Consider the following 12630-nt stretch of genomic DNA (forward strand, 5'->3'; position numbering starts at 1 on the left):
TTATTTCTTTATCTTTTTCTCGACTTCTTCAAATATTGTATTAGCAGTTCTTACACCGATTCCAAAACGGTCACAGCCTGCTTTTACCATCTGTTCCAGGGTATCTAAGTTTCTTACGCCGCCGGCTGCTTTGATTTTTGCAGAATTTCCAATGACTGAACGAATCAGCTTTACCGTCTCTACTGTGGTTGGCTTCGGTCCCCAGCCGGTGCCTGTTTTTATGTATGTCGCTCCGGCAGAAACACCGATCTCGCTGGCTCTCTTAATTTCCTCATCTGTAAGGTAGCAGATTTCCAGGATAGTCTTAACTGGAACACTGCCTGCCGTTTCAACAACAGCTTTGATATCGTTTTTTACATAGTCATAATTGCCGCTTTTTAAGGCGCTGACATTGATAACCATGTCCAGCTCTTTGCAGCCCATAGAGAGCAGTTCATTTGCTGTAGATACTTTAATGTGAGTAGTTTCAGCGCCTCCGGGAAATCCGACCACGCCTGTAACAACAGTATTAGGGCAATCTGCCAATTTGTCAAGGGTATAACGGGTAGCCCAAGGCATTGGACTGGCACAGATACAATTGTACTTTCGTACAATATCAATCATTTGGTTGATTTCCTCCATTGTTACGTCGGTCCGAACTGTACTGACATCCAATATTCTACCCAAATTAGCGTAAAAATTTGTTTCATTAACCATTTTACATTCCTCCGCTGTATTCATTTTGAAAACATAATTATGAATTCGAGATGAATATAACATAAAAATAATGTTTGTGTCAATAAAGTTACTGAAAAATATTTTTGTTGTACAAATATCACAATAAAAATAATAAAAAACCATATAAATGCACAAAGTGAATTAATATAAAGTCCAAGTGATTGACAAAACATAATTATGTTTGTATAATATGCCTCATAATCAAGAAACGAGGAAAAGCCGTTATGAAAGTAATTGCGTTTGATCTTGGAACAGGTGGTGTAAAGGCTTCCTTGTATGATGAAGCTCTTGATACACTTGGAAAGGTATTTATTGAATATGAGACGTTATTTCCGGGACCTTCGTTCCATGAACAGCGTCCGAAAGATTGGTGGCAGGGTGTGGTCAGATGCTGCCGCAGCCTGTTAGAAGAGACTGCTGTAAGGAAGGAAGAGATTGGATGTGTTGCTTTGTCCGGGCATAGTCTTGTGAATGTTCCGGTTGATAAGAATGGAAATTGTCTTCTGGATGCAGTTCCTATCTGGTCAGATACCAGGGCTTTAAATGAGGCGGACGAATTTTTTCAAAAAGTAAACAAGGATGAATGGTATATGACCACAGGAAATGGATTTCCCAGTGCATGCTATTCTATATTTAAACTGATGTGGATGAAAAAGCACGAACCGGATGTTTTTAGGAAGACCTATAAAGTGCTTGGCTCAAAGGATTATATTAATTTTAAACTAACAGGGAAGATGGCAACGGATTTCTCCTATATTTCAGGGTGCGGCGCTTATGCTTTAAAACAGAAAAAGCTAAAGGAAGAATATTTGGAGACAGCAGGATTGCCGGGAGATATCTTCCCTGATATTGTGACATCCCATACCATAATAGGATATGTTACCCGGGAGGCGGCACAATTGACAGGCCTTAAGGAAGGAACGGCCGTTGCCTGCGGAGGTGTTGATAATGCCTGTATGGCATTGGGGGCAGCAGGGGCAGAGGAAGGAAAATCTTATATTTCCCTTGGAACCTCCAGTTGGATCCCTGTTAATTCTCATGAACCAATCCTTGATAAGGAGAAAAAGCCTTATGTATTTGCACATCTTGAAGAAGATATGTTTACTTCCGCCTTCTCCATCTTTTCGGGAGGAAATTCTTTTAGATGGATACGGGATGCTATCGGAAATGAGACAGAGGGAATCAAGGAAACCTATGACGAGCTTTGCAGACAGGCAGAAAATTCTCCTCCGGGAGCAAAGGGAGTGATATTTAATCCAAGCCTGGCAGGAGGGACATCCCAGGATAAGAGTGTTAATATTCAGGGGGCTTTTCTGAATCTGAATTTGGCAGTCACAAGGCAGGATTTGATTCGATCCGCCTTGGAAGGTATTACAATGAATCTGAAATGTTCCTATGACTTTATGAAAGAAAAAGTGGTTATGGATGAGGAACTGCTGATATGCGGAGGCGGGAGCAAAAGTCCCTTCTGGATGCAGCTATTTGCGGATGTCTTTGACGTTACTGTTATAAAGAGCAGTATTGACCAGGATGCAGCATCTCTGGGAGCGGCCGCGGCAGCCGCAAGGTCGTTGGGAATTATCAAAGACTACAGTTTTATAAAACATCTGCACAGGATAGAAAAAAGCTATATACCAAATGCAGAGCATGTGCGGATATACGAAAAGCAGTTAGAGATATTTAAGCATGCATCAAAAGTACTGGCTGATTTTGGTGATTATATGCATAATGCATTATAATACATTTTATAATTTAACGAATCGAAGGAGGATTTAAAAAATGGGGTACAAGGAAACATTATTATCTCCAATCAAAGTCGGAACACGTGAATCTAAGAACCGCTTCTTTATCCAGGCTATGGAATGCTGCGATGCGGATAAGGAAGGCAATCCGAGTGAATTAACCTTGGAACGCTATACCAATCTGTTCAGAGGTAAGGCGGGAATAATTACGCTGGAAGCTATTTCAATTACTCACGAATCAAGGAGCCGTGATAATCAGTTAATGATTATGCCTGAAAATGCAGAAGCGTTAAAACGGTTTATTAAAAAGCTGAAAGAAGTTAATCCGGATGCTTTAATCGTATTTCAGTTAACACATTCCGGGGAATTGAGTAATCCAAATTTTTCAAGAAGAGTAACAGTTAACCCGCTTTATGGTTATGGCGGGGATTTGTTAACGGAAGAAGAAGTGGATAAGATTATGGATGAGTATACACTTTCTGCTCAAATTGCCCATGAGGTTGGAGCAGATGGTGTGGATTTAAAGCTGTGCCATGGCTATCTTGGCTCTCAGATTATCCGCCCTTATAACTCCAGGGACTGGAAGTATGGCGGAAGCTGGGAAAACCGCAGCCGTTTTGCATTTGATTTATACGAAAGGATCTCACGTGCCGTAAATGATAAAAACTTCCTCATTGGCTCCAAGCTTTCCATGTGGGAAGGTTTCCCGGGCGGTTTTGGTACGGATGCAGAGGATTCTGCCCTTATTGATTTGAAGGAACCCCTTTCATTGGTAAAAGGGCTAGAGGAAAGAGGGGCCCAGTATTTTGTTGAAACCCTTGGAAGCCCTTCCATTACGGTAAGTCTTGTACAGGCAGAGCGTCAACATCCATACATAGCTTATTTACACCAGACCTTTCAGAAAGCATTAAAGGATGCAGTAAAGCCGGAAACAGTCATTGTGGGCTCTAACTATTCCGTATACGGAAGGGGAAATAGAGGACTTCAGGCATGTGATCCTGCTGAAAATACAATGCTGAAGGTTGGTGCACGTAATATTGAGCGCGGAATCACAGATATGATTGCATTGGGAAGACAATCCTTTGCAGACCCTTTACTGCCTTTGAAATTAGAAGAAGGAAAAGAGCAGGATATTCATTTTTGTACAATCTGCGACAACTGTCTTGAATTATTAATTCGCCAGAAGCCTATTGGATGTTGTACCTTTAATAAATACTATACGGATACTCTTGTAAATACCAGAAAAGAAATGGGGAAATTAAATCAGAATCATACCTGATGTTTGGGTGCCGGAGGTTATGAAATAATATCTGAAAAATTGAATTTATATGATACAAGGAGAAGAATATAATGGATGCTAAAAATTTTTGTAAAGCTCATTTGTTAATAGGTATTCTTGCAGGTTTGGTTATGCTGCTTACAAATGTTTTACAGGCGGTTGGTTTTATTACACCGAATGCAGGGTTGACTTTTGTGGCTTTTATTGCATGGTCGTGCTACTTTTTTTCCGGCTGCACGCCAAAGGATGCTCTTATTTCCTGGAGCAGTTTTGCTGTAGGTATTATCTGTGCAGTTATTATTTTTCTATGTGGTTCCTTATTCAGCGGTTTTGGTATGAATACAGCCTATGTAGCCCTTCCTCTTGCAGTGGTGGTTGGAGTTATCTTCATGGATTTGGGTGAAAAGCTTCCCTTTGCCAACAGGGTTTCTGCAATTTATCTGGGGGCGGCAACATTTTTCGGTATGATGGGGATACCGGCAGTAGCTGAAAAGAGATATTTATTAGTAGCCGTTGCCGAACTGGTTTATGCTGCAATCGGATTCTTTTCAGGATATCTGACAGTAAAGATTTTAAACTACTTTTCTCCAAAAGCTTAAGCTGGAAAAATACAAAGTTCGGACAGGCAGAAAGGAATACCGGATGATGGGGCCGTGTGAAAATGGTATAAAAAAAGATATACCTTCCGATTTGTTAATAGGCTTTGGCAGGCAATTAACAAGAGAAGATATATCCCTTCAAAGAAACCCATTTCAGTAAGTTTTCCTTGATAGTAACAGTATAGCAAAGTAATTGGAATTTGAAAAGAGGAAATAGAAGCTTGTTTGACAGAATGAAAAGTTATTGCTATACTTAAAGCTAAAATAAGGAAAAAGTATGAATCAAAAGGAGCATTGTACATATGGCAGGGATTCCGTCTTATAAAAAAGTTTATATTGAACTGAAAAACAATATAAGAAATGGAATATATAAACAGGGTGCTCTTCTGCCGACAGAACCAGAGCTAGAGAAAATGTTTTCGGTAAGCCGGACGACTGTCAGAAAGGCAGTAAGCCTTTTAGCAGCGGACGGATACCTGAAAGTAAAGCAGGGACGTGGTACGGAAGTAGTTGATTTAACTGCAATTCAGCGTTTGAATAAGATTACTTCCATTACGGAAACACTGACACAAAAGGGGTATAAAGTAACCACTCAGGGGATGTGCGTCGAGAGAGTTATGGCGGCGGAGGATGTTGCGGCAGCATTAGGAATTGCTGTGGGAGATGAGGTTTTCAAACTTCAGCGTGTGCAGTGTACAAATGATATTCCTATTGCTATTATGGTAAACTATATAAAGATGGAGGCTGCTCCGGACCTGGATAAGTATATCAATCAGTTTACAAGCCTGTATTCATTTTTAGAAAAGCAATACCATATCGTATTTAAGGATGCAACGGAACATATCTTTGCCATGGCAGCAGACTTTAATGAATCTCAAATTCTAAGGATTCCATTTGCTTCCCCGTTGCTTTGCAGCAAACGTATTACGCAAAATGAGCAAGGACCTGTTGAATATGCGACGATAAAGCTGGTTGCAGAAAAATATGAGTACAGTGTATATTTAACGGGACGTGATTAAAAGACAGGTGTGCCAGGACGAAATGAAATAATCGTCTTGGCACACCTGTTTATTTGTCCCGAAAATTCTTGAAGTAATAGACTGCTCCCACGATTCCGGCGTCATTAAAGAGGGAAGCGGCCTTTATCTGAAGGCCCTGGCGAAAGGCCGGCATTACCCGTTCCATTACTTTTTTTTGGAGCGGTTCGATAAACAGCTTCTCCTGCTTGCTGACACCTCCGCCAAGGAGTATAAGCTGCGGGTTGAAGATATGGGTCAGACTGACCAGACCTTGGGCAATATCATCAAGCCATTGGCCATAAATAGGCAAAAGTACAGGATTACCGCAGGAGAGTAATTTGAAAATACTCCTGCCGTTAATACTTCTGTTTTCAAAGTCCTCCAGGGAGAGCAGCCCCTTTGAGACACTTTCGGCAACGGCATTTACCAGTGCCGTAGTAGAGGCATACTGTTCATAGCAGCCCCTGTTGCCGCAGGTGCAGGGCTTTCCGTCTCCTTTTAGGGAGAAATGCCCCAGCTCTCCGGCAAATCCCAAGCCTGTGAAGATTTTGGAATTGATAAGGATGCCGCCGCCTACACCTGTTCCGATGGTTATTACAAGAGCATCGGATACTTCTTTTGCTCCCCCAATCCACTTTTCTGCAAGGGCTGCGCAGTTCGCATCATTCATAACAGTAACCGGCAGTTTAAAATTCTCAAAAAGGGTATCACGGATTCTGCTCCCCTGCCAATTCTTTATATGTCCGGCAGTACCTGCAATTACACCATTTGATGGGTCTACCTGTCCCGTTGCAGATACGCCGATTCCGGCAAATTCGCCTGGAAGCCGTCTATGTTCCTCTAAAAAATGTTTAAGGCTCTTTACCGCTGTGTTAAGGATAGGGGTTTCATACCCGTCGAAAGCAACCTCGAAAGCGGCGGAAGAAAGCACAGTGCCTTCTTCGTTAATGATACCAAGCTTTAAGGAGGTACCGCCGATATCCATGCCGATGTATTCCATAGTAACCTCTTTCTGGATATCCAATCTCTGATTGGATATCTGTTCCTCCTGATTAATCATTTAGAGATTTCCTTAAAGCAAAAAGGGTTTCTTTATGCTTTTGGGATTTAAAAAAAGAATCGTTTTCAACATAATAGGTGTAGAAAATATCAATCATTACCAATACAGGAAATTGAGGTGATATCATAGTGCCGCCTTCCAGATTCTTGGTTGTGGCAACATAGAGAATCTCATCGCAGTATTCTTTTTCGGCAATCTCTTTGTTGGAGGTTATCAAAATTATCCTGGCATTATGTTCCTTTGCCAGCCGTATTCCTGACAGGATTTCCTTTGTTTTTCCGCTTAAGGAGATAGCAATCACCAGATCATCAGAATCCAAAAGAGCGGAATACATTTGTATCATCTGGGAATCTGTAATAGCTTCTACGAAAAGGCCTGTCCTCATGAACCGGAGGCGGAATTCATTGGCAGCAAAGCCGGAGCTTCCCATACCATATACACAAACCCTTCTGGCTTTGTTTACCATATTGGCAATCCGCTTCATCTGTGCTTCATCCAGCAATTCATAACTTTCTTCCAACAGCCTCCAGTAGGTGTTTCGTACCTGAGCTGACAGGGTACTGATATCCTTTTCTTTTATACTGCCTTCCAAATCCTTTTTATATACGAAAATCAGCTCCCGGTAGCCCTTAAACCCGCATTTTTTAGCGAAGCGGGAAAGAGTGGCCTCCGATACGTACAACAGCTTGGACAGATTTCTGGATTGAAAATCCATTTTCTTGGTATTGTTTAGAAAAAAGTCGGCTACACTCTTTTCAACAGGTGTAAATTCATCATAAACTTTTAATATTTTCTGCTTGATTTCTCCGTTTGCATAGTTCATAAATCTACTCCTATTGTGCACAGCATGTTTAGCCTCATTATACACATATCATATTGTTTACACAATAGATTATACCACAGAAATGATGAAAGTATTTTCACAAAACATATGTATAGTTACAACTTGTGCAATTACTTTCAGTATAGGGCTAACTTATTGTTAAATTAAAGGGATGTGCTATAATTCAAACAACAGATACCGGTGAACCGGCGGAGAAGGAAAGGAGCCAGGAATATCGAATCAAAGATTTGATATTCACGAAAGGAGTTAAAATGAAACTGGATATCAGCCATTGCAGTATGGAAATCAGGTGGGTAGTAGAAGAAGTAAAAGATATATTGCATATAGACCTTACGGTTGGAGGCAGAATGTTAATTGCCAAAAGCTGCGAGGAACGGGGGTTTGAAATAAACAGCAGCAAAGAAACATTGAAAATACAGTATCAGCGGATTCCTGATTTTTGCCGTGCTTTACTGACAGCCTGTGCCAGAAATGATGCAGACTATATGGTAAGAGAAGCCTCTTCCTTTCAGGAGTTTGGGGTGATGCTTGACTTTTCAAGAAATGCAGTGATGCGTCTTAGTAAGATTAAGCAGTATATCCGGCTGCTGGCGCTTATGGGATACGATTTTCTTGGGTTTTATATGGAGGATACCCTTAAAGTAGAGGAAGAACCCTATTTCGGATATATGAGAGGCGCTGTGACCAAAGAGGAGCTAAAGGCGGCAGATGAATATGCCATGCTCTTTGGTGTGGAAATCAGAGCATATATACAGACCCTTGCCCATTTAAATCAAATAACCAGATATGAGGACTACAGAGAAATTATAGATACCCAGGATATTCTTCTGGTGGGAGAGGAAAAGACCTACCAGCTGCTGGAAAATATTATCCGCACAGTCAGTGAGGCTTTAAGCAGCCGGAAAATTAATATCGGAATGGATGAAGCACATATGGTAGGGCTTGGGCAGTACCTGGATAAGCATGGCTTTACTGACCGTTTCGATATCATGGACGGACATCTTAAACGTGTTTTGGAAATTTGCAAAAGACATGGCTTAAAGGCCCAGATGTGGAGTGATATGTTTTTCCGGCTTGCCTATGCCGGTGAATATTACATAGATGATGATGCACCCTTTAAGCTTCCTGACATACCGGAAGATGTGGAGCTGGTATATTGGGATTATTATTCCTGTAAGGAAGAGCATTATAATGGGATGCTTAAAAAGCATTTAAAACTTACCGATAAAATTGGGTTTGCATCAGGAGCATGGAAATGGATGGGGTTTGCACCCTATAATTCCTACAGTATGGAGATTGGAAGAACATCAATAAAAGCCTGCCGTGATAACGGTATCAAATCTGTAACGATAACGGCATGGGGAGACAATGGCGGGGAAGCCAGTCATTTTTCCATTCTGCCCGCTCTTTATGCCGATGCAGAGTATAACTACAGGGAAGAGCCGGAAAAGGAGAAGTTTAAGATCTTAACGGGAATAGACTTTGATAAGTTTATGCTGATAGATACTGCCAATCCAAGCCCGGAGGACAAAACAGTACATAATAACGCCAGCAAATATCTGCTGTATAACGATGCTCTGCTTGGCACCTTCGATTCCCTTGTTACGAAAGGCTTATCAAACTATTATGAAAAGGCGGAGGAACAGCTTAGGGAATGCTGCATGTCTGCAGATTATGGTTACCTGTTTGCCACCCAGAAAAAGCTGTGCCGGGTGCTTAAAGATAAAGCAGAACTTGGAATACAGATAAAAGAAGCTTATGACAGGAAAGACAGCCAGCTGCTAAGGGAAATTGCCAGCGAAAAAATCCCGGTAATACAGGCAGAACTGGAAGATTTTTATCATGCTCTGGAAGTGCAATGGGAAACAGAGAATAAGCCTTTTGGCTTTGAAGTCCAGTGCATCCGCCTTGGAGGCCTTCAAAAAAGACTGGATTATGTAAAGAAAAGGCTGGCAGAGTATACCTCGGGAAGAGTAGACAGCCTGGAAGAACTGGAAGCTGACAGAAAACCTTTCGGATATTATAAGGAAGAGGATATAAAACAGGTGAATTATAATTTTTGGCACCACATAGTAACACCATCTGTAATGGAATAGTACAAGGCAATAAATGTATTTTTTATCCACGATAACACGGTATGGCAAGGGGGCCTGCCTGTTAAATATTTTATTTATCTTAAGGAGGATTTTATATGAGGAAAGCAATCAGTATGTTACTGGTGTTGGTACTTGCCATTGGAATGATGGCTGGCTGCGGCACCAAGAGTACGTCGGAAAACACAAAGAAGGATACACCCGCGGCAACTGGAGATGATAAAACCGCGACACCAACAGAAACGGCTGAAACCGCGGAACCGGTTACCATTGAATTCTGGACCATTTCCCTGCAGCCTACTTTCACGGATTTCTTCAATGGGCTGATCAAAGACTATGAAGCCGCAAATCCGGGTGTTACTGTGAATTGGACTGATCTGCCCTATGATTCCATTCAGCAGAAACTGGTTACAGCTGCAGCCGGGGGCACTTCACCGGATGTAGTTAACTTAAATACCCAGATGGCATTAACTCTTGCCGGAAAAGGTGCACTGGTGGATTTAGAGGCAGAAGCTACGGCAGAGCAGAAGAGCATTTATGTGAAGAGTTTATATGACTCTGCAAAAATAGGCAACTCTGTCTATGCATTTCCCTGGTATGCATCTCCGAACATTATGTTCTATAATAAAGAACTGTTTGAAAAGGCAGGTCTGACAGAGATTCCATCTAAATATCAGGATGCCTTTGAGATGGCAAAGACTATGAAGGATAAAACAGGCGCTTATCTTTACAATCCTCCGGAATTCTTTAGTTTATTATTTGAGCAGGGGATTCCGATTTTAAATACGGATAGTACTGCTGCAGCATTTAATACACCGGATACCGTTAATTTACTTCAGTCTTTTAAGGATATGACGGATGCGGGTTATCTGCCAAAGACTAACTGGGGCAGTTGGGATAATGAATTAAAGCTGTTTGAGACAGGAAAATTAGCTACCATAAGTTCTTCCGGATCTTCCTTATCCAGAATCAAGGATGAGGCACCGGATGTATACGAAAAAATTTGTATTGCCACACCTATGACGGGCAGTATAGGCTTAAGCCGTAACCCCCTTATGAACGTTGTCGTTCCGGAAGCCAGCAAGAACCATACGGAAGCAATCAAATTTGCATCCTTTATTACCAATGATGCAAGCCAGCTGGCATTCTGCAAGCAGGTTGCTATTTTCCCTTCTACCACTGCTGCCAGTGAGGATCCGTACTTTGAATCAGACACAGCCACTCTGGAAGGAATCGCCAGAAAGATGTCCGTTGATATAAGCAAGACCTCCAAGGATTACTCTTTGGGTATCGAAGATCAGGGAGATGTACAAAGTGGTGTTAATAAGGTTTATGAGGCTGTTATCATTAACGGTGCTGACATTCAAAAGACGTTAGACGCGCAGGAGAAAGCAGTTAACAGCGTATTACAGAAATAGTGTTTTAAGAGGGCTGCTGCTAAATAGCACCCGGATGTATTAAGTTTGTCTGGATACACACAAGTGTACTGCCTGGCTCATTTTTAGCAAATCATGAGGCGGGCAGCACACTAAGTTTTTATGACAATGCTTAATTAAGAAGGAGGTATTTATGAAAGTAAAGACCAGACAGACCATTAAGGCATATATGTTTATGGCCCCGGCGCTGTTCATGATAGTCGTCTTTGTTCTTGTTCCAATCATCGGCAGTTTGCCTTTAATGTTTTATGATTATTCTGTGTTGGGAAAAACTAAATTTATTGGAATGGATAATTTTAAGCGTGCCTTTAGTGACCCGGAATTTCGTATTTCTATTATAAATTCTATTTTGTTTGTGGCGGTAGTACCGGTATTACAGATACTGTCCATTCTTTTAGCTTTGCTGGTAAATCGAAAATTAAAGGGAATTTCCATATTCCGTACTTTGATATACATTCCTGTTATTACTTCTATGGTTGCAGTTTCAATTATCTGGGGTTTTCTCTTTGATCCCAGCGGTCTTATAAATACGGCTCTGCAGGATATGGGTCTGATCAGCAATCCTCTCGGATTCTTAAGCAGCGGGAAGACAGCCATGATCTGTATCATGTTCATAACGATATGGCAGGGGCTTGGTTATTATATGATGTTGTATTTGGCGGGACTTCAATCTGTCCCGAAAGAATTGGAAGAGGCGGCAATTGTAGACGGTGTCAATAAGCTGCAGGGTTTTATAAAAATTAAACTTCCTTTATTAAAACCTTATATTTGGTTCTGCACTCTTAATTCGGTCATATCGGCAGTCGGAGTATTTGATGTTGTCTATGTACTGACCAAAGGCGGACCTTACAATGCGACACTGGTAATCAATTATTATTCCTATACGAAAGCATTTACCGATTTTGAGTTTGGTTATTCGGCTGCAATCGGCGCGGTACAGGCAGTTATTACCTCGGTGCTAAGCATTTTTGTCTTTCTTTATGGCAAAAAGGGAGGAGGCATGACCTACAGTGATTAAAAAAATCAAACGAAAAAATAGGAGCACGATACTTGCCTATCTTGGCCTTATCCTGATTTCTCTCATTTGTGCAGGCCCTTTTTTATGGATGCTTTCCACTTCCTTTAAAACCGGACAAAACATCTACAGCCTGGAATTTTTTACGGCTCACCCGACTTTGAATAATTATCTGGGCGTGTTTAAATTCCTTTCAGTACCGAGATATATCTGGAATACGCTGGTTATTACCTTAAGTTCCATTGCCATTGATGTTGTTTTTTCAGCGCTGTGTGCCTATCCTTTGGCCTGTATGGAATTTAAAGGAAAGAAAATCATTATGGGGATACTGATATCGACTATGATTATTCCGGCAGCGGCAGGAATGATTATTAATTACCTGATTATCAGTAATGTACATTTGCTGAACAGTCTGGTGGGTGTTATACTGCCCGGTTCTGTCAAAGTATTTAGTATCATTTTACTTCGGCAATCCTATCTTGGCGTACCCAAAGAGCTGATTGAAGCGGCAAGAATTGATGGCGCTAAGGAAACAAGAATATGGAGACAGATTATGGTACCGGGTATTATGCCTTCTGTCAGTACGGTTGTAATTTTTGACTTTATCAGCCGCTGGAATGAATTTCTCTGGCCTGTTATTGTTCTGCAGGATCCGAAAAAGTATCCGTTAGCAACCGCCTTGTCGTATCTAAACGGCAGCTTCAATTATAAATTCGGTTATATTGCCGCGGGAACTGTCATATCGATTGTACCTATTGTTCTTGTATTTTTGCTTTGTCAGAAGAATTACATCGAAGCCATCAGCGGTGCGGTGAAAGGATAACAC

11 protein-coding genes are annotated in these 12630 nt (G+C 41.3%); 8 read left to right on the top strand and 3 right to left on the bottom strand.

The window, feature by feature from the left end; all coding sequences use genetic code 11:
• Complete coding sequence (gene deoC / locus BUF11_RS00310; RefSeq protein ID WP_073586827.1) at window positions 1-696, bottom strand: deoxyribose-phosphate aldolase; 696 nt, start codon at window positions 694-696, stop codon at window positions 1-3.
• Window positions 697-941: 245 nt separating this feature from the next.
• On the opposite strand from deoC, the gene BUF11_RS00315 reads away from it, so the two are divergent.
• The 4 genes from BUF11_RS00315 to BUF11_RS00330 all read left to right on the top strand — a co-directional run bounded on the left by BUF11_RS00315 (window position 942) and on the right by BUF11_RS00330 (window position 5356).
• Window positions 942-2456: a xylulokinase gene (locus BUF11_RS00315; RefSeq protein WP_073586828.1), complete on the top strand. Its 1515-nt coding sequence runs from the start codon at window positions 942-944 to the stop codon at window positions 2454-2456.
• 40 nt (window positions 2457-2496) lie between these two features.
• Window positions 2497-3738, top strand: coding sequence for an oxidoreductase (locus BUF11_RS00320; protein WP_073586829.1), 1242 nt, complete (start codon window positions 2497-2499; stop codon window positions 3736-3738).
• Window positions 3739-3809: 71 nt separating this feature from the next.
• Entirely contained in the window at window positions 3810-4337 is a 528-nt protein-coding gene (locus tag BUF11_RS00325) for a DUF1097 domain-containing protein (RefSeq protein WP_073586830.1), read from the top strand.
• A 302-nt stretch (window positions 4338-4639) separates the two neighbouring features.
• The gene (locus tag BUF11_RS00330) at window positions 4640-5356 is read left to right on the top strand and encodes a GntR family transcriptional regulator (protein WP_073586831.1); all 717 of its coding nucleotides are present in this window, start codon (window positions 4640-4642) and stop codon (window positions 5354-5356) included.
• Window positions 5357-5405: 49 nt separating this feature from the next.
• On the opposite strand, the gene BUF11_RS00335 is transcribed toward BUF11_RS00330, so the two are convergent.
• Window positions 5406-6416 carry an ROK family protein gene (locus BUF11_RS00335; protein WP_330393828.1) on the bottom strand — a complete coding sequence of 337 codons (1011 nt, stop codon included), beginning with the start codon at window positions 6414-6416 and terminating at the stop codon, window positions 5406-5408.
• A complete protein-coding gene (locus BUF11_RS00340) occupies window positions 6409-7239 on the bottom strand; it encodes a MurR/RpiR family transcriptional regulator (RefSeq protein WP_073586832.1) in 831 nt (276 codons plus the stop codon). Before BUF11_RS00340 ends, BUF11_RS00335 begins: the two co-directional genes overlap by 8 nt.
• 272 nt (window positions 7240-7511) lie before the next feature.
• Here BUF11_RS00340 and BUF11_RS00345 point away from each other — a divergent pair, with 272 nt between their 5' ends.
• The 4 genes from BUF11_RS00345 (at window position 7512) to BUF11_RS00360 (ending at window position 12627) form a co-directional block, all read left to right on the top strand.
• On the top strand, window positions 7512-9356 hold the full coding sequence (locus BUF11_RS00345) for a beta-N-acetylhexosaminidase (RefSeq protein ID WP_073586833.1): 1845 nt from the start codon (window positions 7512-7514) through the stop codon (window positions 9354-9356).
• Window positions 9357-9451: 95 nt separating this feature from the next.
• Window positions 9452-10771, top strand: coding sequence for an ABC transporter substrate-binding protein (locus tag BUF11_RS00350; RefSeq protein ID WP_073586834.1), 1320 nt, complete (start codon window positions 9452-9454; stop codon window positions 10769-10771).
• Window positions 10772-10922: 151 nt separating this feature from the next.
• Complete coding sequence (locus BUF11_RS00355) at window positions 10923-11807, top strand: carbohydrate ABC transporter permease (RefSeq protein ID WP_073586835.1); 885 nt, start codon at window positions 10923-10925, stop codon at window positions 11805-11807.
• Window positions 11800-12627: a carbohydrate ABC transporter permease gene (locus tag BUF11_RS00360; RefSeq protein ID WP_242952288.1), complete on the top strand. Its 828-nt coding sequence runs from the start codon at window positions 11800-11802 to the stop codon at window positions 12625-12627. The genes BUF11_RS00355 and BUF11_RS00360 overlap by 8 nt, the downstream gene beginning before the upstream one ends.
• Window positions 12628-12630: the final 3 nt, after the last annotated feature.

Source organism: Anaerocolumna xylanovorans DSM 12503 (assembly GCF_900143645.1).
Lineage (GTDB): Bacteria > Bacillota > Clostridia > Lachnospirales > Lachnospiraceae > Anaerocolumna > Anaerocolumna xylanovorans.

Coding starts and splice junctions, on each gene's coding strand:
- BUF11_RS00335 (WP_330393828.1), bottom strand. CDS start 6,416: ATGATTAATCAGGAGGAACAGATATCCAATCAGAGATTGGATATCCAG.
- BUF11_RS00340 (WP_073586832.1), bottom strand. CDS start 7,239: ATGAACTATGCAAACGGAGAAATCAAGCAGAAAATATTAAAAGTTTAT.
- BUF11_RS00320 (WP_073586829.1), top strand. CDS start 2,497: ATGGGGTACAAGGAAACATTATTATCTCCAATCAAAGTCGGAACACGT.
- BUF11_RS00345 (WP_073586833.1), top strand. CDS start 7,512: ATGAAACTGGATATCAGCCATTGCAGTATGGAAATCAGGTGGGTAGTA.
- BUF11_RS00315 (WP_073586828.1), top strand. CDS start 942: ATGAAAGTAATTGCGTTTGATCTTGGAACAGGTGGTGTAAAGGCTTCC.
- BUF11_RS00330 (WP_073586831.1), top strand. CDS start 4,640: ATGGCAGGGATTCCGTCTTATAAAAAAGTTTATATTGAACTGAAAAAC.
- deoC (WP_073586827.1), bottom strand. CDS start 696: ATGGTTAATGAAACAAATTTTTACGCTAATTTGGGTAGAATATTGGAT.
- BUF11_RS00355 (WP_073586835.1), top strand. CDS start 10,923: ATGAAAGTAAAGACCAGACAGACCATTAAGGCATATATGTTTATGGCC.
- BUF11_RS00350 (WP_073586834.1), top strand. CDS start 9,452: ATGAGGAAAGCAATCAGTATGTTACTGGTGTTGGTACTTGCCATTGGA.
- BUF11_RS00325 (WP_073586830.1), top strand. CDS start 3,810: ATGGATGCTAAAAATTTTTGTAAAGCTCATTTGTTAATAGGTATTCTT.